This window comes from Streptomyces sp. NPDC096193 (assembly GCF_040302905.1).
Lineage (GTDB): Bacteria > Actinomycetota > Actinomycetes > Streptomycetales > Streptomycetaceae > Streptomyces.
Genome location: NZ_JBEOSJ010000002.1, coordinates 219,871 through 241,895 on the forward strand (window position 1 = coordinate 219,871; position 22,025 = coordinate 241,895).

The 22,025-nt window shown below is 69.1% G+C and carries 19 protein-coding genes and 1 pseudogene; 14 read left to right on the plus strand and 6 right to left on the minus strand.

Annotated features, from left to right (window positions below):
• Positions 1 to 60: 60 nt before the first annotated feature.
• Together ABTX78_RS03720 and ABTX78_RS03725 are read right to left on the minus strand one after the other, a co-directional pair.
• The gene (locus ABTX78_RS03720) at positions 61 to 867 is read right to left on the minus strand and encodes a PaaX family transcriptional regulator (RefSeq protein ID WP_352205185.1); all 807 of its coding nucleotides are present in this window, start codon (positions 865 to 867) and stop codon (positions 61 to 63) included.
• A gap of 4 nt (positions 868 to 871) precedes the next feature.
• Positions 872 to 2,488: an AMP-binding protein gene (locus ABTX78_RS03725; protein ID WP_352205186.1), complete on the minus strand. Its 1,617-nt coding sequence runs from the start codon at positions 2,486 to 2,488 to the stop codon at positions 872 to 874.
• 129 nt (positions 2,489 to 2,617) lie between these two features.
• On the opposite strand from ABTX78_RS03725, the gene ABTX78_RS03730 reads away from it, so the two are divergent.
• The 5 genes from ABTX78_RS03730 (at position 2,618) to ABTX78_RS03750 (ending at position 8,318) form a co-directional block, all read left to right on the plus strand.
• Complete coding sequence (locus tag ABTX78_RS03730; protein WP_352205187.1) at positions 2,618 to 3,760, plus strand: acyl-CoA dehydrogenase family protein; 1,143 nt, start codon at positions 2,618 to 2,620, stop codon at positions 3,758 to 3,760.
• Positions 3,757 to 4,155, plus strand: coding sequence for a RidA family protein (locus tag ABTX78_RS03735; protein WP_352205188.1), 399 nt, complete (start codon positions 3,757 to 3,759; stop codon positions 4,153 to 4,155). Before ABTX78_RS03730 ends, ABTX78_RS03735 begins: the two co-directional genes overlap by 4 nt.
• Before the next feature lie 46 nt (positions 4,156 to 4,201).
• Positions 4,202 to 5,047 (plus strand): alpha/beta fold hydrolase, encoded by an 846-nt coding sequence (locus tag ABTX78_RS03740; RefSeq protein WP_352205189.1) that lies wholly within the window; start codon positions 4,202 to 4,204, stop codon positions 5,045 to 5,047.
• Between the two features lie 86 nt (positions 5,048 to 5,133).
• Positions 5,134 to 6,678, plus strand: a complete 1,545-nt coding sequence (locus ABTX78_RS03745) for an MFS transporter (protein WP_352205190.1) — start codon at positions 5,134 to 5,136, stop codon at positions 6,676 to 6,678.
• Positions 6,679 to 6,935: 257 nt separating this feature from the next.
• Positions 6,936 to 8,318, plus strand: a complete 1,383-nt coding sequence (locus ABTX78_RS03750) for a PP2C family protein-serine/threonine phosphatase (protein WP_352205191.1) — start codon at positions 6,936 to 6,938, stop codon at positions 8,316 to 8,318.
• 40 nt (positions 8,319 to 8,358) lie between these two features.
• Here ABTX78_RS03750 and ABTX78_RS03755 read toward each other — a convergent pair whose 3' ends face one another.
• Positions 8,359 to 8,742, minus strand: coding sequence for a hypothetical protein (locus tag ABTX78_RS03755; protein WP_352205192.1), 384 nt, complete (start codon positions 8,740 to 8,742; stop codon positions 8,359 to 8,361).
• Positions 8,743 to 9,130: 388 nt separating this feature from the next.
• Between ABTX78_RS03755 and ABTX78_RS03760 the strand changes: the two genes are divergently transcribed.
• From ABTX78_RS03760 to ABTX78_RS03780, 5 genes and pseudogenes are all read left to right on the plus strand, one after another.
• Positions 9,131 to 9,559: a hypothetical protein gene (locus ABTX78_RS03760; RefSeq protein ID WP_352205494.1), complete on the plus strand. Its 429-nt coding sequence runs from the start codon at positions 9,131 to 9,133 to the stop codon at positions 9,557 to 9,559.
• Between the two features lie 226 nt (positions 9,560 to 9,785).
• Positions 9,786 to 10,133, plus strand: a pseudogene (locus tag ABTX78_RS03765) (alcohol dehydrogenase catalytic domain-containing protein); the annotation flags it as partial.
• Positions 10,134 to 10,390: 257 nt separating this feature from the next.
• On the plus strand, positions 10,391 to 10,789 hold the full coding sequence (locus ABTX78_RS03770; protein WP_352205193.1) for a zinc-binding dehydrogenase: 399 nt from the start codon (positions 10,391 to 10,393) through the stop codon (positions 10,787 to 10,789).
• Positions 10,790 to 11,135: 346 nt separating this feature from the next.
• On the plus strand, positions 11,136 to 11,579 hold the full coding sequence (locus tag ABTX78_RS03775; RefSeq protein ID WP_352205194.1) for a nuclear transport factor 2 family protein: 444 nt from the start codon (positions 11,136 to 11,138) through the stop codon (positions 11,577 to 11,579).
• 367 nt (positions 11,580 to 11,946) lie between these two features.
• Positions 11,947 to 13,770 carry a PhoX family protein gene (locus tag ABTX78_RS03780; protein WP_502993752.1) on the plus strand — a complete coding sequence of 608 codons (1,824 nt, stop codon included), beginning with the start codon at positions 11,947 to 11,949 and terminating at the stop codon, positions 13,768 to 13,770.
• Between the two features lie 514 nt (positions 13,771 to 14,284).
• On the opposite strand, the gene ABTX78_RS03785 is transcribed toward ABTX78_RS03780, so the two are convergent.
• Positions 14,285 to 14,536, minus strand: a complete 252-nt coding sequence (locus ABTX78_RS03785; RefSeq protein ID WP_352205196.1) for a hypothetical protein — start codon at positions 14,534 to 14,536, stop codon at positions 14,285 to 14,287.
• Positions 14,537 to 14,737: 201 nt separating this feature from the next.
• On the opposite strand from ABTX78_RS03785, the gene ABTX78_RS03790 reads away from it, so the two are divergent.
• A complete protein-coding gene (locus ABTX78_RS03790) occupies positions 14,738 to 18,238 on the plus strand; it encodes an NACHT domain-containing protein (protein ID WP_352205197.1) in 3,501 nt (1,166 codons plus the stop codon).
• 6 nt (positions 18,239 to 18,244) lie between these two features.
• Here the strand turns inward: ABTX78_RS03790 and ABTX78_RS03795 are convergent, their stop codons facing one another.
• On the minus strand, positions 18,245 to 19,492 hold the full coding sequence (locus ABTX78_RS03795) for an NsdA family TPR-like regulatory protein (RefSeq protein ID WP_352205198.1): 1,248 nt from the start codon (positions 19,490 to 19,492) through the stop codon (positions 18,245 to 18,247).
• A 159-nt stretch (positions 19,493 to 19,651) separates the two neighbouring features.
• Complete coding sequence (locus ABTX78_RS03800) at positions 19,652 to 20,005, minus strand: winged helix-turn-helix domain-containing protein (protein WP_352205199.1); 354 nt, start codon at positions 20,003 to 20,005, stop codon at positions 19,652 to 19,654.
• Between the two features lie 160 nt (positions 20,006 to 20,165).
• Here ABTX78_RS03800 and ABTX78_RS03805 point away from each other — a divergent pair, with 160 nt between their 5' ends.
• From ABTX78_RS03805 to ABTX78_RS03815, 3 genes are read left to right on the plus strand one after another with little or no spacing between them, the layout of a single operon-like run.
• Positions 20,166 to 20,429, plus strand: coding sequence for a hypothetical protein (locus ABTX78_RS03805; protein WP_352205200.1), 264 nt, complete (start codon positions 20,166 to 20,168; stop codon positions 20,427 to 20,429).
• Positions 20,426 to 20,854 (plus strand): WhiB family transcriptional regulator, encoded by a 429-nt coding sequence (locus tag ABTX78_RS03810; RefSeq protein WP_352205201.1) that lies wholly within the window; start codon positions 20,426 to 20,428, stop codon positions 20,852 to 20,854. Before ABTX78_RS03805 ends, ABTX78_RS03810 begins: the two co-directional genes overlap by 4 nt.
• The gene (locus ABTX78_RS03815; protein WP_352205202.1) at positions 20,851 to 21,882 is read left to right on the plus strand and encodes a DUF2637 domain-containing protein; all 1,032 of its coding nucleotides are present in this window, start codon (positions 20,851 to 20,853) and stop codon (positions 21,880 to 21,882) included. The genes ABTX78_RS03810 and ABTX78_RS03815 overlap by 4 nt, the downstream gene beginning before the upstream one ends.
• Positions 21,883 to 22,025 lie beyond the last annotated feature (143 nt).

Sequence of the window (22,025 nt, forward strand, 5' to 3'; positions counted from 1 at the left end):
GCGGACGGCACGGACGGCGGCTGGGGACGAGCCCGTGCGGCAACGCCGGTGCGTCCGCCCTCACGTCTCGACGAAGACCGCTCCCGCGTCCCGCAGCAGCTCGTGCAGACGCGTGAACACCCCCGCGGAACGGCCGCCCGGCCAGCCCTCCGGGAGCAGTTCGAGCGGCAGCCCGGGATCCACGTACGGCAGCCGCCGCCAGGAGTCCAGCGCCCGCAGATAGTCCCGGTAGGCCTCCTCGGGCGAGCCCGTGTGCCCCGCCGACCAGATCCGCAGCACCGGCTCGTGCGCGTCGAGGAACTCCTCGTGCTGCTTGGCGATCGCGCCCAGGTCCCACCAGCGCGCCACCGCCTCCGCCGTGGCCGCGAAGCCGAGGTGCTCACCCCGGAAGAGTTCGACGTACGGGTCGAGCTGGAGGCGGCGCAGCGTGTGCCGCGTCTCCTGGTACAGCCGTGCCGGGGCGATCCACACCCCCGGCGCGGCCGACCCGAAGCCGAGACGGCCCAGCCGGGAGCGCAGGAGATGGCGCTTGTGGCGTTCGGCCTCGGGAACCGAGAAGACGGCCAGCACCCAGCCGTCGGTGAGCAGCGGGGCCGGCGGGTCGTAGATGCGCCGGTCGCCGTCGTCGAGCAGTTGCCGTGCGTCCTCGGACAGTGCGTATCCGGCCGCGCCGTCGGGCGCGCGGCCGGCGATCAGCAGCCCGCGGCGCTTGAGACGGGAGACGGACGAGCGCACGGAGGGCGCGTCCACGCCGAGTGCCCCCATGAGCCGGATGAGCTCGGCGACGGGCAGGGGCCCGGGCCGTTCGCGTCCGTACGCGCCGTAGAGGGTGACGATCAGGGAACGGGGGGTGTGCTGGTCGGCCACGTGATCACTCTAGGGCCCGCAGGCGGAAGCGCTGCAGCTTGCCGGTCGGGGTCCGCGGCAGCGCGTCGAGGAAGACGATCTCGCGGGGGCACTTGTACGGCGTGAGCCGGTTCTTGACCGACTCGGTGAGCGCGGCCTCCGTCTCCTCGCCCCGGGAGACCCCGTCGCTCAGGACGACGTACGCCACCACGATCTGCCCGCGCAGCCCGTCCTCCCGCCCGATGACCGCGGCCTCCGCGACGTGCGGGTGGTGCAGCAGGGCCTCCTCGACCTCGGGTCCGGCTATGTTGTAGCCGGCGGAGATGATCATGTCGTCGGCGCGGGCGACATAGCGGAAGTAGCCGTCCCGCTCGCGCACGTAGGTGTCACCCGTGAGGTTCCAGCCGTCGCGCACGTAGTCCAGCTGCCGCGGGTCGCTCAGATAGCGGCAGCCGATCGGGCCGCGGACCGCGAGCAGCCCCGGTTCGCCGTCCGGGACCGGTGTGCCGGAACGATCCACCACCCGCGCCTGCCAGCCGGGCACCGGTTTGCCCGTCGTGCCGGGCCTGATGTCCTCGTCGGCCGCGGAGATGAAGATGTGCAGCAGTTCGGTCGCGCCGATGCCGTTGATGATGCGCAGACCCGTCCGCTCCAGCCAGTCCCGCCAGGTGGCGGCCGGCAGGTTCTCACCGGCGGACACGCATCGGCGCAGCGAGCCGACGTCGTGCCTGTCCAGGTTGTTCAGCATCACGCGGTAGGCGGTCGGAGCGGTGAACAGCACCGACACCCGGTGCTCGGCGATGGCCGGCAGCATCTGCAGCGGGCCCGCCTGTTCCAGCAGGAGCGCGGAGGCGCCCGCCCGCATCGGGAAGATCACCAGTCCGCCCAGGCCGAAGGTGAAGCCGAGCGGCGGGCTGCCGGCGAATACGTCGTCCGGCTCCGGCTTCAGCACCTGCGCGGAGAAGGTGTCCGCGACGGCCAGCACGTCCCGGTGGAAGTGCATGCACCCCTTGGGGCGGCCGGTGGTGCCGGAGGTGAAGGCGATGAGCGCGACGTCGTCGGCTGCCGTCTCCACCGGGGTGAACGGCTCCGCGGACTGCGCGGCGGCAAGCCGGAGCAGGTCGTCGGGGGAGTCACCGCCGTACGAGGTGATGCGCAGCCCCGGCACCTCGGCCTTCGCCAGGTCGTCGAGCGAGCGGATGTCGCAGAGGGCGTGGCTGACCGCGCCGATCTCGCAGACGGTGGCCAGTTCTCCCGCCCGCTGCTGGGCCAGCACGGTGACCGCGACCGCACCCGCCTTGAGCACGGCCAGCCAGCAGGCCGCGAGCCAGGGTGTCGTGGGGCCGCGCAGCAGGACGCGGTTGCCCGGGACGACCCCGAGGTCGGTCGTGAGGGTGCGGGCGATGCGGTCGACCCGCTCGCGCAGGTCTCCGTACGACCAGATCTCGCCCTCTCCGGTACGGAAGACGGGCCTGTCCGCCCCGAAGCGGTCGATCGTGCGGTCCAGCAGCTCGGCGGCGCAGTTGAGCCGCTGGGGACGGTGCAGAGCGGGCAGCTCGAAGAGGAGTTCCGGCCACTGCCCGGCGGGCGGGAGGTGGTCGCGCGGAAAGGTGTCGACGTGGGCCGAGGGTGTCAGCTCCATGGTGCGCCCCCTTCTCGTCGTGGGGTCGTGGAGGGAGCGTATCGTTAAGGTGACGACAGTCAATGGTCCGCGATATTGTGCTTCCCCGGGGGCCACCGCCGGACCCCGGCCGTCGAAGTGGGGGCACGAATGCCCGTATTCTCGCTCGATCCGGCTCAAACCGCCTGGTGCGCGGAGCTGCGCACCCTGGCCGCCGAGACGCTCCGCCCCCTGGCGGAGAAGGGCGAACCGGGCCGGGTGAACCGCCCCTTGGTCGCCGCCCTCGGCGAGCGCGGCCTCCTCGCCCGCCTCTTCGGCGCGGGCGCGCTGGAACTGTGCCTGCTGCGCGAATCGCTCGCCCACGGCTGCACGGAGGCCGAGACCGCACTCGCGCTCCAGGGCCTCGGCACATACCCGGTCGTCCAGGCCGGCACCCGCGCACAGCAGGAACGCTGGCTCCCGGAGGTGATCGCGGGCCGCGCCGTCGCCGCCTTCGCGCTGAGCGAGCCGGACGCCGGCTCGGACGCGGCCGCCCTCGCGCTGCGGGCCGAACCGGACGGCGAAGGATGGCGGCTGACCGGTGAGAAGCGCTGGATCTCCAATGCCCCCGAGGCCGACTTCTGCACGGTCTTCGCCCGCACCACCGAGGGCGCGGGCGCCCGCGGGGTGACCGCCTTCCTCGTACCGGCCGACCGGCCCGGGCTCGGCGGACAGGCGCTGGAGATGCTCTCGCCGCACCCCATCGGGGCCCTGACCTTCGACGGCGTACCGGTCACCCGGGACGACATGCTCGGTGAGCCCGACCGCGGCTTCCGCGTCGCCATGAACACCCTCAACCTCTTCCGCCCCAGCGTCGGCGCCTTCGCCGTCGGCATGGCACAGGCGGCCCTGGACGCCACGGTGGAGCACACCGCCCGCCGCACGGCGTTCGGCGGACCGCTCAAGGACCTCCAGTCCGTCGCCCACCGGGTCGCCGAGATGGCGACCCGCACGGAGGCCGCTCGGCTGCTGGTGTACGCGGCGGCCGAGGCGTACGACGACGGGGCCGCCGATGTGCCCAAGCGCTCCGCGATGGCGAAGCTTCTCGCGACGGAGACGGCGCAGTCCGTCGTCGACGCCGCCGTCCAACTCCACGGCGCGCGTGCGCTGCAGCGTGGTCATCTGCTGGAGCATCTGTACCGTGAGGTGCGGGCTCCCCGGATCTACGAGGGTGCCACCGAGGTCCAGCGCTCGATCATCGCCAAGGAGCTGTACGCCGGGAAGCCGTACGCCGCCAAGGAGCCGCCCGTATGAGCCTGCACCGCCACAACCCGGCCGAACTCTCGCCGCCCACCGGCTTCACGCACGCCGTGACGGCGACGGGGACCCGGTTGGTGTTCCTCGCCGGACAGACCTCGCTGGACATGGGCGGCAAGGTCGTGGGGGAGACCCTCACCGAACAGTTCGAGACCGCTCTGGCGAACCTGCTGACGGCCCTCGCCGGGGCAGGCGGAGCTCCGCAGGACCTGGCCCGGGTGACCGTGTACGCCACCGATGTCGAGGACTACCGCGCCCACGCGCGCGAACTGGGCACGATTTGGCGGCGGTTGGCGGGCCGGGACTATCCCGCGATGGCCGTCATCGGTGTCGTGCGGCTCTGGGACGAGCAGGCGCTGGTGGAACTCGACGGCATGGCGGTCCTGCCGTAACGCACTCCCGCTACACCGTGATGACGCGGGAGAGAGGGGAGATGCCGTGCCGGAGATCGAACTGCGCGCCGGGACGATCGCCTACGAGGACACCGGCGGATCCGGTCCGGTTGTCGTTCTGCTGCACGGACTCGTCCACGACGCGACTGTCTGGCGCAAGGTGATCGCAGACCTGCGCCGGGACCACCGCTGCATCGCCCCGACCCTCCCCTACGGCGCCCACCGCACGCCGATGCGCCCGGACGTCCCGCTGAGCCCCGACTCCGTGAACGAGCTGATCGCGGAATTCCTGGACAGGCTCGATCTGCGCGAAGTGACCCTCGTCGAGAGCGACTGCGGACGCGCACAGACCGTCGCCGGCAGGCATCCGGAGCGGCTCGCGCGGCTGGTGCTCATCTCCTGCGAGGCCTTCGACAACTACCCGCCCGGCCTGCCGGGCAAGATGATCTCGGTGGCCTGCAAAGTCCCGGGCGGTGTCGGCCTGATGGTGCGCACGCTCGCACTGAAGCCACTGCGCCGGCTGCCCGTCGGCTTCGGCGCATTCACCAAGCACGGCGTACCGGACGACATCGTCGACGCCTGGCTGCGACCGTTGCTGACCGACCCGGCGATCCGGGCCGACTTCCGGCGCTACGGCAACGCCGTCCGCAGGACCGAACTGCTCGAAGCCGTCGAGGGACTGCGGGCATTCGACCATCCCGCCCTGGTGGTCTGGGCCACCGAGGACCGCATGATGCCGCGTGAGCACGGCAGGCGGCTGGCCGAACTGCTGCCCCGAGGACGCCTCCTGGAGATCGACGACAGCCGCACGCTCGTCTCGGAGGACCAGCCGCAGCGGCTCGCGAGCGCCCTGCGCGCGTTCATCGCGGAACCCGCGGCCGGGGGACGGTGATCGACTGGTGGGGCCGGGTGCCCGGGTTTACCGTCGATTAGTGGACGGAACCGTCTACTCACCGCTGTGTGAGGGCACGATGCGCCATGACGAGCTCGCAGCCGACACCCGCCTCGCCGACCATCACGCCGGACTCCGGCGGCGGCAACGGAACGGCCCTTCTCGTCATAGCGTCCTGCCAGCTCATGGTGGTTCTCGACGTCACCATCGTGAACATCGCGCTCCCGCACATCCAGAGCTCGCTGGACTTCTCCACGACGAGCCTCGCCTGGGTGGTCAACGCCTACACCCTGACCTTCGGCGGACTGCTCCTGCTCGGTGGCCGCGCCGGTGACATCCTCGGCAGGCGACGGGTCTTCATGTTCGGCGTGCTGCTCTTCGCACTCGCCTCCTTCCTCGGCGGGTTCGCCCAGAACGAGCCTCAACTCCTCGCCGCACGCGCCCTCCAGGGCGTAGGCGGCGCCATCGCGTCACCGACCGCGCTCTCGTTGATCACCACGACGTTCTCCGAAGGCCCCGCCCGCAACCAAGCCTTCGGCGTGTTCGCCGCCGTGTCCGCGGGCGGCGGAGCGATCGGCCTGCTCGCCGGCGGCATGCTCGTCGAATGGCTCAACTGGCGGTGGGTGCTCTTCGTCAATGTGCCGATCGCCCTGTTCATCGTGCTGCTGACCCCCCGGCACATCAAGGAGTCCGAACGCCACCCCGGCAACTTCGACGTCATCGGGGCGCTCACCTCCACCCTCGGCATGGTCGCGCTGGTCTACGGCTTCATCCGGGCCGCCCAGGAAGGCTGGCGCGACCCGGTCACGCTCGGCTCGTTCGCGGCGGCGGTGGTGCTGCTCGTGTCGTTCATCATGGTCGAGCGCCGCTCGTCCCAGCCCATCACACCGCTGCACATGTTCGCCGACCGCAACCGCGCGGGCACGTACGGCATCATGCTGAGCCTCGCGGCAGCGATCTTCGGCATGTTCTTCTTCCTCACGCTCTTCGTCCAGAACGTCCTCGACTTCGGCCCGCTCATGGCCGGTCTCGCCTTCCTGCCCGTCAGCGCCGTCATCGCCGTGGGCGCGGGACTGGCCTCCCAACTCCTGCCGAGATTCGGGCCGAAGCCCTTCATGGTGACCGGTGCGATCCTCGCCGCGACCGGCCTCGGCTGGCTGACGCTGACCGACATCCACTCCACGTATCTCGGCAGCGTCCTCGGACCCATGCTGATCTTCAGCCTCGGTATGGGCATGCAGTTCGTGTCGCTGACGCTGATGGCGGTCTCCGGAGTGGCGCCGGCCGAGACGGGAGCGGCGTCCGGTCTCCTCAACACCACCCAGCAGGTGGGCGGTTCGCTGGGGCTGTCCATCCTGGTCACGGTGTTCGGCACCGCCAGCCGTCACGAGGCCGAGGACCAGATCGCGGACTTCGCGGCGAACGCCACCCCGGCGGAACGGCTGATCTTCCAGCGTACGGGGCAGCTGCCGGCGCACTGGGGTGACGAGGTGCTGACCTCGGGGGTCTCCGCGGCCTTCGTGGTGGCCGCGATCTTCACGCTGATCGCCGCCGTGATCGCTCTCCTGGTGATCCAGGTCCGGCCCTCCGACCTGGAGCGGCTGAAGGGCGGGGCCACCCCCCACCCCTGACATCACCCGCCCGACGTCGCCCACTGACACACCCGCCTTGCGTCACCCACTGACACACTCTCCTGACGTCCCCCTGACGCCACCCCCCCACCAGGCCCTTCTGTCCCACGGCCGACGGGCCGGATGCGGTGTCACGTGGGGCGCACGAGACTGAGATCATCGCCCGTGAGGGAGGAGGTGATTGTGTGCGTGCCGACTCGCCTGACGGAGACGGGGGTGCGTCCCAGGCGGTGGGCCTCGCCGTGCTCGATACGGACATGAGATACCTCTTCGCCGACCCGTCCTACTGCCGGATCTCGGGCGAAGTACGCGCGGGCCTGGAGGGCCGCGGCATCAGCGCCCGCGCGTCGCTGAGCGTCGGCGAAGCGCCGCTACCGGCCGCCGTGCTCGCCGACGGACACACCCGTTCCTTCGTCACGCCCGCCACCCGCTGCACCTGGGAGCGGCTCACGGTCCGCGGCGAGACAGTGGGAGTGGTGGGACTGGTCACCGAGACCGTCACCACGGCCGACCGGCTCCGGATCGCCGAGGCCGCCGACCGGATAGGCACGACCCTGGACGAGCGGGCCACCCTCCTGGAGGTCGTCAGCTTCCTGCACTCCGAACTGGCCGACGCCGCCGCCGTCGACCTGCTGCCGGCGGACCCGTCCCGCACCGGCCCCGTGGCGGACCGGGTGGCCTCCGCCGGGCGGGTCGAGCTGCTGCCGGACCACCCGCCCCGGGCCGTCCTGCGCGGCCGCCCGGTCCTCGTCGAAGGGCGGCTCGCCCTGCCACTCACGCTGAAAGGCCACGTCCTGGGGGCGGTGACCCTCGCCCGCGCCGATGACGACTTCACCGACCGCGATCTGCTGATCGCCCAGTCCGCGGCCCGGCGGGCGGCCGTCGCCATAGAGCACGCCCGGATGTTCGCCCAGGCCCAGCGCACGGCGGTCGAACTCCAGCGGGCCCTGCTGACCGACCCCGGCCTGCCGCACCCCAATCTCAAGCTCGCCACCCGCTACCTGCCCTCGGGCACGGGCACGCTGGTGGGCGGCGACTGGTTCGAGACCGTACGGCTGCACTTCGGCCGCACCCTGCTGGCGATGGGCGACGTCATGGGCCACGGCGTCGAGGCCGCGGTCGACATGAACAGCTACCGCTCGGCCCTGCGGGACTTCGCCTCCGCCGACCTCCCGCCGCACCGCGTCCTGCGCCGCCTCGACCAGGACATCTCCGACGCCGACACCCGCCGCCCGGCGACCTGCCTGCTGGCCCGCATCGACCCGGCCCGGGGACTCGCCACCTTCTCCAGCGCCGGCCACCTCCCGCCGGTGGTCTTCAATCGCGAGGGAGTGGCGGACCTGGTCCGCGTCCCGGTCGGCCCCCCGCTCGGCACGGGCCTCGGCGGCTACGACATTCTGTCCCGCTCGCTCGACCCCGGGGACACGCTGCTGCTGTTCACGGACGGCCTGGTGGAGCGCCGCAGCGAGGACATCGATGCCTCGCTCGCCCGCTTGGCCGCGGTCCGCCCCGACCCGAAGGGCTCGCTGGACGACCTGGTGGACGAGGTCCTGAGCGAGCTGGACGCGGCGCACGCGGAGGACGACGTGGCCCTCATGGCGGTGAGGATCCGGCGCAAGGCGCCGGGGGAGGAGGGGTGAGCGCACGACATGCGCCCGGGGTCACTGCGCCGAGGTGGCGTCAGCACCACTCGACGGAGTCCGCTGGGTCCTTCCCCACGTTGACGTTGCCGCCCCACACCCAGGCGGTCCGATAGGTGGCGGGGGAGGCGCTGTCGAAGACCGTTCCCCGGTACCAGATATCGGTCGTGTAGCCGCCGGCGGTGACGCGGTCGCCCTCCAGATAACAGACGCCGTCCATGTAGAAGCGGTCCACTGTGGGGCCCGTGTTGGCGACAACTCCGGCCGCGACGAAGGGGCCTGTGCGGATGTTGCTGTTCGGCTGCAACGACACGTAGAACCCCGAAGCCCCCGCGTGGGCGGTCCCCGCGGCGACACCGGTCATGGTGGCGGCGCCCACGAGCGCGAGTCCGGCGGCGGCGAGGCGGGTGCGGTTCCTGGGCATGGGGCGCTCCTTGTTATGTCTGCGAGGACGGGGCTGCTTCGCTCAGGAGACGTGCCTCGCAGGCCCGCCGTATGACGCCGGTGCCCATCGATTTCGAAGCGCGAGCGGGGCACGGGGCAGCGCGCCACCGAACTGCGTTTCCCCCAGCCCGGCTTGGTGTGTCAATCACAGGGGCTGACCAAATGCTCGGATGCGTCTGAAGGCGATGATGCAGCAGCTGAAGGAGATCGACTTCGATCACACTCGCAGCGAACGCGCATGACTGATCACGATGAGTTCCCGTTCTTGACTTGCGGGAGCTGACCGTGACGGCAGGCGCTGTCGGTCTGCGCACCGCTGGAGGGAGGCGCATCCTGAATGGGAAAGGGCAATGGGTAAGGAGCAGGTGATGTCAGTCCTGCGATTCCATATGGACTCCTCGATGAGCCCGTCAGAGGTCATGGGTGTATTGACCGATTTCAGCTCGGCGCGGGCGAAGACGTGGCCGACGATCGACTCGGAGCACTTCACGGTTCACGAGCGGGGCGACACCTGGGCCGAAGTAACCGAGGGCACGGAAAGCAGCTGGGAGCGCGCCCGCTACGAATGGGATCCTGCGGGGGACACGGTCAAGGTCACGACCTTTGATTCGAAGGTCTTCGGCCCCGGTGGCGGCTGGGTTTTCCGGATGGCTCCGGAGAACCAGGGCACCCGCGTCGACATTCAGCTCGAACGGGAGCACCCGACGACGTTCAAGGGCAAGATGCTCGGCGTGATCTTGCCCTTCGCAGGGCCGGTGTTCAAGAAGTCCTTCAAGGAACCCCTCAAAAGCGCGTAGGGACCTCTCGGTGCGAGTCCCGGCGATCCCTGTGCAGCTCGCGGCCGCGCGTGCCCAACAGCGCAAGTCTCATTACGTGTTGCGTCGATGACGCCGCGCCTCCCCGATGAGGCAGCAGCACGCTCGCCCCGCTGAGCCCGGTGATGCTCTGGCATGCGTGCCCGGGCGAGAGGCGCGCTGCGCTCGGGGGACGCAGATTCTCCCAACCAGGAAAAGAGCGGTTGCCATGTCAACCTACAAAGTCATCGAGGTCATCCCTGACGGTTCGCTGCAGTCGGCCGAACGGGAACTGGCCGAGCCCACTGCGGGAAAGGTGCGCATCCGGGTAGAGGCGTGCGGGGTCTGTCACAGCGACAGCTTCACCGTGAAGCCGCACGACCCCGCGCAGGCGTCCCCGGTTGCCGGGCACGAGATCGTCGGCGTGATCGACGCGCTGGGGCCCGGGGTGGAGGGCTGGTCGATCGGGCAACGCGTCGGGGTCGGGTTCCTCGGGGGGCACTGCGGTGTGTGCCGGTCCTGCCGGATGGGGAACTTCGTCGCCTGCACCAACCAGCCTCAGACCGGAGTGGGCGTCGACGGTGGTTACGCGGAAGTCGTCTACGCGAGGGCGACCGGTCTGGTCGCGATCCCGGATCAGCTGCCGCCTGCTGAGGCCGCGCCGCTGCTGTGCGCGGGGTTCACGACATTCAACGCGCTCCTCAAGGCAGACACCAAGGCCGGCGACCTCGTGGGCATCCAGGGCATTGGCGGCCTTGGGCACCTGGGTATCCAATACGCAGCCAGGATGGGCCTTCAGGTCGTCGCCATTGCACGCGGCGCCGCCAAGGGGAGTTGGCTCGCGGGCTCGGCGCCCAGCACTACATCGATTCGAGCGAGACGGATCCCGGCGAGGAACTCACCAAGCTCGGCGGGGCACAGGTCATCATCGCAACGGCCGCAGCGGGCGACATCTCACCCCTCCTCAACGGCCTTGCCGACGGTGGACGACTCGTGGTCGTGGGGGTGTCCGACCAGCCAGTCAAGGTCACTCCGCTACAGCTCGTCTTCGGCGACGTCCGGATCATGGGGTCCCTCACCGGAAGCGCCTTCCAGAACGAGAACAACCTCCGATTCGCCACGGACCAAGGAGTCCGGGCGATGATCGAAACCCGGCCGCTGAGCGAGGCGACCGAGGCGTACGAGCGGATGCTCAGCGGAGACGCCCGCTTCCGCATGGTGCTCACCGTGTGACCGCACGGTCTGGCAGATAGGGGTGGCCATACGGCGGAGGGGACGGCTCAGGGGACGAGGCAGTCTTCGGCAGGGAGACCATGAGGATGGAGGAACCCCCACTCGGCGGGAGCCACAAGGGGAGCCACACATGACGGCACTCGGCGGTCTCGTGCGCACCCAGAGGGACTCCCATCCACGGTGCGGACCTCCACGGTTGCGCTTCGGCCTGGGGCAAGGCTTGGTCGATCATGCTCCGCATTACCCCCGACGTAATCGACCCCGCCACGCGACTGCGGCACCGTGGAACACGTCAGCGAGATCCCTCGCCGAGGATCCCGAACCGCAGACCCGAGGAGTGCCCACGATGACCCTCAAGTCCCCCGACACCACCGCGAGTTCCGTCGCCGACGCCACCCGGCACGTCGTCCAGGAGTTCATCACCGCCCGCGTGGCCGGTGACGTCGAGCGGCTCGTCGAGATCTTCGCCGACGAGGTCGACTGGCAGCTCGCCGAGAACCCCGTCGTCCCGTGGATCCGACCGCGCTCCACCGGAGCCGAGTGCGCCTCCCAGTTCACCGACCTCGCCGAGCACACGGTCGCCGAGGACGCACGGGCTTCCGTCGACACCTTCCTCGTCGACGGCGCCGACGCCGTCCTGATGGGGCACCTCTCGGGAACCGTGCGGGCCACGGGAAAGACCTTCGAGGGCCCCTTCGCCCTCCACCTCACGGTCGAGGAGGGCCGGATCACCCGGCACCACCTGTACGAGAACAGCCTCTCGATCGCCGAGGCGTGCACCGTTTCCTGAGGCCCCGCTCCCGGGTCCCCCGGCCGTCGGCCGTGTCCGGACGATGCCGCGACACAGCAGACGGCCCGCACGCCGCCAGACGGACCCAGGGCGGCTCAGATGTCCCGGAAGGGGACCAGCGCGAGGGCTTCGCCTCCGCTCGAGCGCGGCCGAGCGCTTGGTGGGGCATCAGCCGCGTGGCCGAAGGACGACAAGGAACATGGGAAGGACAGGTGGCAGCTTCCTGGCTTCCGCTCCCGTTCTCTCGCGAGTGACTTCCAGGCCACTTCGCCTTCCTATTGTGGCCGCGCTCCCCAACCCCGTGGTTCGTCCTGGCTGGAGGCCATCTGTGCGCCCCGAGAATCCCGCTTCACCTTCGATGTCGGAGTTGGCCCAGCGCCGGCTCTCCCGCAGGACCGTTGTGGCCGGGGGACTCGTCACGGCCGCCGCATCGTTCTTCGGCACGGCGACCCCGTCCGAAGCGGCGGCTGCCGAGGCGGGATCCGCGGCCGGCGGTGCCCGCAGACGGCCGCTGCTCGGATTCCCGGCGATCCCCCCGAGCGTCGCCGACGAGGTCAAGCTGCCGCCCGGCTACCGGTACCAGGTGCTCTACCCGTGGGGCCACCCGATCGTGCCGTCCGGGCCCAAATTCGCCGAGGACGCCGGCAACAGCGCGGCGGAGCAGGCCGAGCAGGCGGGTGACCAGCACGACGGCATGTGGTTCTTCCCGCTCAGGGGCGGGCGTTCCGGTCTGCTGTGCGTGAACCACGAGGCCACGGCCGAGCAGTTGCTGCACACCGACGGCCGGGCCGACTGGTCGCCGGAGAAGACCGCCAAGTCGCTGGCCGCGCACGGCGTTTCGATCATCGAGATCGAGCGGGACCGCCGCGGCCGGTGGCACCTGTCGGAGTCGGAGTTCGCCCGCCGGGTGACCATGACCACGCCTGCCGAGATCACCGGTCCCGCGGCGGGCCATCCGCTGCTGCGCACCGGCGCGGACCCGGACGGCGTCCGGGTGCTGGGCACCTTGAACAACTGCGCCAGTGGGCCGACCCCCTGGGACACGTACCTGACGTGCGAGGAAACGGTCAACAAGTACTTCTACTACGGCGAGAAGCCGCCGCCCGCCGGTTCGGTCGAGGAGCGCTACGGCATCGGATCGGAGAGTCCGTACCCGTGGTACACCACGGACGCCCGGTTCGACATGAGGACGGAGCCGAACGAGTACAACCGGTTCGGGTGGGTGGTGGAGATCGACCCCTTCGACCCGTCGTCGACTCCGAAGAAGCGGACTGCTCTGGGGCGCATGGAGCACGAGAACGCCGTCGTCGCCCGCGGCAGGCACGGCGAGGCCGTCGTCTACATGGGCGACGACACGCAGTTCGACTACTTCTACAAGTTCGTCGGCGCGGAGCCGATCAAGAAGGCACTCAAGCGCGGGTGCAGTCCGCTCGACGAAGGCACCCTGTACGTCGCCCGGTTCGAGGAGGACGGCTCCGGAAGGTGGCTGCCGCTGGTGCACGGTGAGCCGGGCCTGACCGCGGCCGACGGGTTCGCCGACCAGGCCGAGGTGCTGATCCACGCGCGTCTTGCCGCCGACGCGGTCGGAGCGACCCCGATGGACCGCCCGGAGTGGTGCACGGTGCAGCCCGGCACCGGCGCGGTGTTCTTCACGTGCACGAACAACACGGCCCGAACCGAGTCGGTGAACGCGCCCAACCCCCGCCTCAACAACCGTTTCGGGCACATCATGAAGATCGACGAGAAGCGCAACCCCAGCGCGAAGACGTTCGTCTGGGACATCTTCCTGCTCGCCGGGGACGAGGCGAGTGGCGCCACCGTTCCCCCGAGCCAGGCGTTCGGCTCGCCCGACGGCCTGTGGTTCGACGCCCAGGGCCGGCTGTGGATCCAGACCGACGGCACCCAGCCGATGGTCAACGGCTCCGGTCAGAACAACCAGATGCTGGCGGCCGACCCCGACACCGGCGACATCCGGCGGTTCCTCGTCGGCCCGCCGCGCTGCGAGATCACCGGGATCACCTCCACGCCGGACGGCCGGTCGCTGTTCGTGAACATTCAGCACCCCGGTGACTCCGGCACGCCCGACAACCCCCGGGCGAGTTCGAACTGGCCCGACTTCAGCCCCACCGGTCGTCCTCGGTCGGCCACGATCGTCATCACCAGGGAAGACGGTGGCGTGGTCGGCGGCTGACCAGGCCCCGCGCCCGATCTCGACGGCAGCGCAGGTCCGTGGTCGACGGGACCGGCGCTGAGCGCCACCGACGGCTCGCGCAGCCCTCGGCCGGCGGCCCGCTCCTGTGGTCGCCCGCGATGATCTCAGCGAAGCGCCCGGTCGGCGCAGCCTGTGGAGCCCGGCCCGTAGCCCGCTGCGGGCCCAAAGTCCCGGAGACGTCCCAGAGATGCCGCCGCACCCTGTCCGACCCGCTGAGTAGCAGGTCGGACAGGGTGCGGCGGCACTCGCCCATCAGATGTCCCGGAACTGACGCGCTGGGGTCCTGAGCTTCGATCTTGTCAACCATGACCCTTCCCACCTGCGACGCAGCTGTCGTTGACTGTCGTCCTTGGCCAGCGTTGCGCCACGTTCCACGGCCCCACGACGGCCCGGCTGTCCGGTCGGTGGAGTGGGCAGGCGCTTCGAAGAGAAGGCTTCTGCTCAGGTTCAACACGATCTCCTTGTCTGCGGCGCGTTACCGAGCGGTAGTAGTTCACGGGTTGCGCACCCGGCTCTGATTCGGCAGGGTCCGTGACGCCGCTTCCAGCTCCGCGCATGCCTTTACCACGGCAGCGCGATGCATTGGCGTCGACCCCTCCACGGCCACGCAGATGCGCCGAGTGTGCTCCTCCTCCATCCTCACAGCGGTGCGGTGCGTGATCCAGGCGCGGAGCAGTCCGGCGGCGACCGCGACGGGCAAAAGAACTGCCGCGAGAGCGGGATCAATGGCTGCGAACTGTGTCACGGGGTTCTCCTCGCCGAGATAGGGCGGTGATGGGTATGTCCCAACCCTGCGAGCTGTGGGGAGTTTCCCACTAGGCTTGAGAAGCTCCAGGAAACTACGGGCCGTTGGCGAATCGGGGGAGCGGTGGTTGGGGGACGTCCACCGAAGGGCGACCAGCGCTATTCGGAACTTGAAGAGCTAGCAGCTTGGTTCCGTCAGGCCGTGACGGACGCCGGCTACGAGAGCCTCAACGCCGCGGTGCGGGCGGAGATCGCTCACAAGAACGTCGTCTATGGCGTCTGCAGTGCTACCAGGATGGTGAAACCGGAGGTCATCCGGTCCTTCGCTGTGGCCCTGGGGCGTGAGCCATCCGATGTGATGCCGGTTTGGACCCGGGCGAAGGAGGCCATGGACCGTGCCGCGAGCGCGGCCAAGGAAGTGCAGGCTCTCAGGCTGTCCTCGTGGACTCAACTGCCCCTGCCGTCGCTCAGTGTGCGCAACTTGCTGGAGGCCCAGGCGAGGGCGGTGGAAAGGCTGCCCTACGACATGTTGGGCGTTACTGAACCACCGCTCTCCGCCGTGTATGTCAGGCAGCGGATCCGAGTACCCGACTCGGTGGGAGACGGCCTGACTCGCAAGGGGATACCACTAGGCGAAAGTCCCGGTGCGCTCGCGCCCATGGCTACGCCTCGCCACGACGACGCTCGGCCCACCGAAAAGCAGCTGCCGGTGCCGAAGGCACTGGCCCGCCACCAACATCTACTTATCACTGGCGAGCCCGGCGCTGGCAAGTCCACGCTGTCAAGCCACCTCGCTTGGACGCTTTCCCGTATTTGGCTGCGGGAGGAGAGCAGTCTCAATGCGCCGGTCGACGAGCCTCTGCTCCCGGTGAGGGTCGCCGCGCGGACCCTTCTGGGCGACACGGGCTCCTGGAGCGCCACATTGGGTCAGGCCGCTCGCCGCAGCCTCGGGCACAGCCTGATCGCCGAGCCCGACCCCGGGCTCTTCCGCGGCCGCGCGCAAGGTGCGCGCTGGGTGGTTCTGGTCGACGGCCTCGACGAAGTCGCCGACCGGGTTCAGCGCGTCAAGGTCATCAGGATGATCGCGCTGCACACGCGCACGGACGGGGACTACCGCTTTGTGATTACTAGCCGCCCGCTGCCCGACGGCGAGCTCGCTCCGCTACGCGGGCCATCGGTAGGCGAATACAGCATGGAGCCCTTCGGTGCTGAGGAGCTGAGGGACTTCGCTGGTAAGTGGTTCGCGGCACAGTACGAGGACAAGGCGTCGGCGTGGGCCGCCGCTCAACGATTCCTCGAGGAGATTGAGGACGGTCGACTCCAGGAGCTGGTCCACAACCCACTGCTGGCCACGATCGCCGCTGTGAACGCCACCGTGGACCCCACGAACCAGCTCCCGACTAGCCGGCTCAGCCTCTACCAGCGCTTCTTCGGCCACCTGCTCACGCGAAGCGACGCGGGTAGGGCAGAGCTGCGTCGGCGCTACGCCTCTGAGCCGGAACGCATGGCCATGCACCTATGGCTGGACAAGGAGAAGCGCCGACTCCTCGGAGTGCTCGGTCAGCTCCGATTGGGAGGTGAGGACTCGCTGTTCGAGGCGGCGCTCGCGTGGATCCGCGAACACGGTCACGAGCATGTCGCACAGGAAGGATGGCAGACGGACGTCAGGGACTTCCTGCGAGGGACAGGGCTGCTTGTACAAGAGCAGCACGACTACCGCTTCCTGCACCACTCATTCGCCGAGTTCTTCGCCGCCCGGTCGTACGCCGAGGGCATTGGCCCCGATTTCCCCGAGCTGGAATCCTGGATCCTCCGGGCATTTAATGAAGACAAGCAGACCTTGGCGATGTTCGTCCTGTGTCTATGGGCTGAGCGGGAGGAATGCGAGGCCGATCGGATCGCCAACCAGCTACTTACCGGGGCGGCAGGAGGTCATGAGCGGCCTCTGCTTGCCGGTCTCCTCCTCGCCGAGGGGGCTCACTTCGGCGAGGAGAACCGTCGGCTTCTGATCGAGCGATTGGAGAGTATCGGCTGCTGCGCCCGTGAGGAGGAGGATCAGGAAATGGCCTTCGCCGCGCTGGGCGCGCTCGGGGCGGAGCCCGGTGTGCTGGACAGGCTGGAGCGCATGGCGCGGAGTGAGCTTCTGGACGACGGGAAGCGGCTGTTCGCCCTGGAGGCATTCAGCCGGAGCGGCGCCGCGGAACTGACGGAGGAACTGCTTAGTGAAGTGCTCAGCGGTGTGGCGGGCTTGCTCGGTAAGGCCGCACGAGTGGCGGTCGCTCTCGGCGACCGGGCGCGGGAACTGGTCCGCCGACGCGCCTGGCAACTGACGGCGGAGCCGGACGTAAACAGCTGGCATCTGTCGCACGCGGCCCAGGCTCTCGCGCAGATGGAAATGCGCGAAGACGCTGTTCGGCTTGCCCGCAAGGTACTGGAGGACCCGTCTGCAGGGTGGACCTCGATGCAACGGGCTACGGAGGCGTGGCTCACCGCGGCGCCGGGCGCGGCGCAGGAACTGACCGAGATCGTGCTTTCCTGGCCTCCTACGGACCAGTCCAGCCTCATGGCTGTGGGAAAGGCGCTGGAGAAGTCAGGCGAGATCCAGGCCGCCTCCCGTATTGCTCTGACGCTACTCCGGTCGCATTCCACCGTCGCCACGGAGTGGGCAGCGTCCTTGTGGGCCAAAGCACAGGGGCAGGACGCGCGCTTCGAAATTCAGGCCGCTCTGGAACGCAGCAGGGCCGACGCGGGACACTACCTGTGGGTCCCTGCGTACCTCCACCGGGCACTTGCCGGTCTCGGTGATGCGCGGGAGGCCGCCGACTGGGCGCACGTGGTGCAAAACGAAGGTCGCTGGGGGACATACGGGGCTGCGTACGCGGTGGAGGCCTGGCTGCAAGCGGAAGGGCTACCTGCCGTAGATGGGGTCATGGAGCTTATCTCCCGCGGCGCGTCGCTCACCCCTATGGATCGATCGATTGCGGCGGAGGCTCTCCTAGACAGCGGGGCAATCGCAGAAGCGGGAGAAGTGGCCGAGCTTTCTCTACGGACACCCGAGGGCTCATCTGCCGGCTATGAGCAGGCGACAAGGGTCCTACTCAAGGCAAGAGGCGGCGATGCAGCATCAGGCCTACTGCAGATATGGGACTGCACGCCGGCACTGGCCGACGACTCCAACTGGCTCCAGGGCGTGCTGCAAGTCCTGCCGCAACAAGAGGACCACCTTGAACTGACCTGTGCACTCGCCCGACAACTGGTAGCGCTCCCCGCAGGCGGTCAAGACGACGTACTACGTGGACTGCGAGTCTTGCTCTCCGTGGAAGGTGCCGAAGCGGCGCCCTACGTTGTCGATACTCTGCTGACCCACCCCTGGGCCAAGTGGCACCCGATGTGTGACGTCGCCGCGGAACTTGCAGCATTGGGACAACGGCAGGCGGCCCTCCGATTGTGGAAGCAGGCTCTCGGATTCCCAAACCCTCCACAAGGCTATGAGCTCGTCCCGCTCCTCGACATGCAGGCGGCAGGACTGGACACCGAAGCCGCTGCCCACATCGAGGAACTCATTACCGACCCGGGCACCCGTGCACCTCGGCGGCTGCGCCTTCGGCAGCTACTAGCTTGGCTCAGAGCAGCAAATGAGGCGCCAGACTTGCCGCCGCAACGCAACGAGACTATCCGCATGGTGGCGACCGACATCTCATAGAATTGCTTACGAAGGGAGGAAGCCAGGCTTCGCTCGTCCTAACTCTGTAAGGCGGTTCAGGTAGTCCTGTGCCGTCGGCTCGGTTCTATAGCGATCGCGAACCACTGCTGCCAGTTCGCGGCTCGTCATGATGAGAGAGGGAACCGACTGCCGGTTGCCCCGCAGGGCGCGTTCGCCGTGGATGAGAGCTTGTTCGAGGTCGCCCTCGCGAGCTGCAGTAACACCGAGAGTCACCCGCGCCTCCGCGTTACGCATCGGTGCGCGCTCCGTGCCGTCGAAGTCAGTGCCGGCGCGCAGGACTTCCTCCGCCAAGGTGCGAGCGAGCTTGTCCTCGCCGACCAAGCGGTAGCAATCCATCGCGTAGAAGTCGAACTTGGCGGGGTCGACGACGAAGTGGTTGTCGAGGTTCTCCGGGTGGGGGAGGCCTTCGAGGAGGCGCCGCCCCCTGTCGAGGGCGACCTCGACCTGGCGGCGGTCGCCAAGCCGCGCCCAAGCCTTCGCTTCCTGGGCAGCAAGCTGCACGGCGACGCTGTGGGTGGCTGCCGTTTCGGCGCCGGCCTGGGTGGCGGCGATTACGCCGCGGTAGTCGCCGGTCGTCAACGCGAACCAGGCCCGCATCTCGTGCGCCCAACCCGCGATCTCTGCGTGGTCCGACTCAGTGGCTAAAGAGAGCGCGGCCCGACGGGTGGACTCTGCCGCGTGACGGTCGCCGGAGTCGTACTCGACGCAGCCGACGAGAAGGGCGAGCCACCCAGAGAGGGCGAGCACTTCGCGGTGCTGGGCGAGCGTAAGGCTCTTCGAGTGGAGGTCGACGACGCGGCGCAGCCACTGCCGGCCCTCGATGAGGAGCTGTTCGCTCGGCATGAACGGGTACTCGGAGCAGAGCCGGTCTGTCGTGATCCGCAGTGCGTCGAGGGTGGCGCTGTCCACGTCGGAGCGGTTCAGACGGCTGACGATCTCCAGTGTCTCCATGCCGCTCGCGGCGAGGATCTCGCGTTCCCCGTCGCGTCGGCCGGGAGCGGGGAAGAGCGCGTGCGTGACAGTGCCGAACGTGGCCGCAATGATCGGGCGGTAAAACTCGCTGGGGAGTGAGCCAGACTCCCAGCGTTTCCACTGACGGATCATGCTCTCGTCGGCAGGCAGCTCCGTCGGAGCGTGGGCCCGCAGTGCTCGGACCGCATCACGTTGTGACCAGTCGCGTGCAGCTCGCTCGGCTGTGATGCGCCGTGCCCACGCGGGCCTGTCGTCGCTCATTCGCCCTCCTTCGGGTGCCGTGCTGCGAGTCTGCTCTGTCAGGCGGGGGGACAGGCAAGAGGACAGCGCGGGGGCAGCTCGGTGTCCCCTTGCCTCAGCCCGTGCCCCCTCCCCTGTCACTTATTTCAGTGCGGTCTGTCCGTGCATGGTGTCTCCAGTTCAAGCACCACCGGAAGCGGAGCGCTCTTCGAGCTCTGCCACTCGCTCGGTCAACGCCTGGATCTGGGAGCGGATTTCCTTGATGTCGTCCACAACATCCGGCTTACCGCCGGCACCGTCGTTCTCGTTCGTCGCCACGAAGTACCCGCGGTTGCCCGCGGAAAAGATGAGGCCCTCGCCCGCGAGCACACGCAGGGCCTTGTTCAAGGTCTCACCGGCGATCCCGAACTCTTCCGCCAGCCGTCTGCTGGGCGGCAGCTTGCCGTCGGGATACCTGCCGTCGCGAATGCGTCTGCGCAGCTCATCAGCGGCCTGCACTGATTTTGGCCTGGGATCGTTCGCGGCGAGGCTCATGCATCCGAGCGTATCGAGCTAGAGCGCTCTGCAACGTACTGCCGCATAAGTCTTGTGATCTAGTGCGCACTAGTGCAATCTGAGTCATGCGCGGTCGTCTCCGGCCAAGGGAACCCGGCCGCGGCATTCAGCCCTGTCCCGATCAAGCGCAGGAGCTTTGATGGAAGCGTTCGTTGCTGGTCACGAGGCCGTGTCGGCCCGTGACTTCGCCGAGCTCTCGCTCGGCTTAGATGTCGAACTGTTCGCAGGCTTACCCGGTGAATCTCGCGCGGAGCGGCGCGTACGACTGGCCGTTGCTCGAGAAGCTCTCACAGAGCTGCTCGAAGCGGGGGAGTCGGACGAGCTGACGGCAGGTGTCGCGGCACTAGCGCAGTCGCTGCTTCGCCGCCGGCCCGTGCAGCGTGCGAAGGCGGTGGTTTCATGACTGGGCTCATCACCGGCACGCGGAACGGGCACCTGACCGGCCGTCCGTCCGACGCCTGGCACCTGGCGTTCGAGCTGGCCCCGGATCCTGGGCTGTCAGACGCCGTGTGCAAGGGCATCGAGCCTGAGGTGTTCTTCCCCGAGCGAGGCGACCGTGTGACGGCCACCCTGGCTCGGGAGATCTGCGCGCAGTGCCCCGTGGCTGCGGCCTGTCTAACCGACGCTCTCGCCACCGAGGGCGCCGTCGGCCACGCGAGCCGCTTCGGCATCCGGGGCGGCAAGAGCCCGGAGGAGCGGCACGCGATCTACCGCCGTAGCCGGAAGGTGGCCGCGGTTGAAGTAGCGAGCGATACGGGATCGCTCATAGAGCAGCGCAAGCCCAGGACGTCGCCTGCCGTTGACGCGACCAAGGGGGCGGCGGCATGAGGCGTTTCGAGGTTCCGGTGCTGGCGAAGCCGGAAAAGGTTCTGCTCGGCACGGTTGCTGTCACGGCGGCTGGGGTCGGCGTGCTGGGACTCGCCTCGTCGTTCGAGGCGGTATCGGCGGCGGGTGCCCGGTGGGGGTTCGCAACCCCGTGGATGTTGCCAGTCGGCATCGACGTTGCGATCCCGGTGTTCACCGCGGCCAACCTCCTGCTGATTAGGGTCAACATGCCATTGGCGTGGGTGCGGTTCGTGCCGTGGGTGCTGACGCTGGTCACCTGCTGGCTGAACATCGCGGCCGGGCACTCGGTGTCCGCGAAAGTGGCACATGGCACGATGCCGTTGCTCTGGGTGGTGCTCTCCGAAATCGCGGCGCACGTGTACGCCGTTCGGATCGGCGCGGCGACCGGACGACGGATGGAGAAGATCCGACGTTCGCGCTGGCTGCTCGCCTTCCCCTCCACATTCGGGCTCTGGCGCCGGATGACGCTGTGGGAGATCACCTCGTACACGGACGCGCTGGCCCGAGAGCGCGAGCGGCAACTCGCGCGCGCGGACCTGCGCGACCGGCACGGACGGCGCTGGCGTTCCGAGACGTCGCGACGCACGCGCGTCCTGCTCAAGCTCGGTGAACTCGCCCCCGCTGGTACTCCGGCCATAGCGCCGACAGAAGAGCGGGTGAGCCTCAAGAAGCCGCAGGCCGCGCCCAACAACCCCCCGTCCGCGCCCAAGCCTGTCAATGCCGAGGCCAAGCCGCGCCCGAGGCAAGTGCGTGCGGCGCGCACAGCTGCCGCACACACCGCGCGTAGTAGTGATCCCGAAGAACAGGGCGAGGCGCGCGCATGGGTCGCGGAACGGCTGCGCACGGGCCACGAGGTCGCGTGGCGCGAGCTGGCCAAGGAGTCCGGACGGGGTGAGACCTGGTGCCGCGCGCGTATCCGCGAGGCCAAAAGCGTGCTCACCGCCGATGCATCGGAGTCTTCTCCCGCAGAACGGCGCCGCGTGCGCCTCGTGCCCGTCGCGGGTGAGTAGGTCCCGCCACTGACGGCCGCCCATCTACGCCCCGCCAAGGAACAGCGCGCTGCGTGAGGTTGCACGACTTCGCGGTGTCCCGGACGCCTGCCGTCCAAAGCGCCGTCCGGGCACCGTTCCAACCCCGTGTCCCAGGGAGGGAC

Coding starts and splice junctions, on each gene's coding strand:
- ABTX78_RS03730 (WP_352205187.1), top strand. CDS start 2,618: ATGCCCGTATTCTCGCTCGATCCGGCTCAAACCGCCTGGTGCGCGGAG.
- ABTX78_RS03735 (WP_352205188.1), top strand. CDS start 3,757: ATGAGCCTGCACCGCCACAACCCGGCCGAACTCTCGCCGCCCACCGGC.
- ABTX78_RS03755 (WP_352205192.1), bottom strand. CDS start 8,742: ATGCCCAGGAACCGCACCCGCCTCGCCGCCGCCGGACTCGCGCTCGTG.
- ABTX78_RS03725 (WP_352205186.1), bottom strand. CDS start 2,488: ATGGAGCTGACACCCTCGGCCCACGTCGACACCTTTCCGCGCGACCAC.
- ABTX78_RS03805 (WP_352205200.1), top strand. CDS start 20,166: ATGGAAGCGTTCGTTGCTGGTCACGAGGCCGTGTCGGCCCGTGACTTC.
- ABTX78_RS03745 (WP_352205190.1), top strand. CDS start 5,134: ATGACGAGCTCGCAGCCGACACCCGCCTCGCCGACCATCACGCCGGAC.
- ABTX78_RS03815 (WP_352205202.1), top strand. CDS start 20,851: ATGAGGCGTTTCGAGGTTCCGGTGCTGGCGAAGCCGGAAAAGGTTCTG.
- ABTX78_RS03760 (WP_352205494.1), top strand. CDS start 9,131: ATGTCAGTCCTGCGATTCCATATGGACTCCTCGATGAGCCCGTCAGAG.
- ABTX78_RS03775 (WP_352205194.1), top strand. CDS start 11,136: ATGACCCTCAAGTCCCCCGACACCACCGCGAGTTCCGTCGCCGACGCC.
- ABTX78_RS03795 (WP_352205198.1), bottom strand. CDS start 19,492: ATGAGCGACGACAGGCCCGCGTGGGCACGGCGCATCACAGCCGAGCGA.
- ABTX78_RS03800 (WP_352205199.1), bottom strand. CDS start 20,005: ATGAGCCTCGCCGCGAACGATCCCAGGCCAAAATCAGTGCAGGCCGCT.
- ABTX78_RS03750 (WP_352205191.1), top strand. CDS start 6,936: ATGAGATACCTCTTCGCCGACCCGTCCTACTGCCGGATCTCGGGCGAA.
- ABTX78_RS03810 (WP_352205201.1), top strand. CDS start 20,426: ATGACTGGGCTCATCACCGGCACGCGGAACGGGCACCTGACCGGCCGT.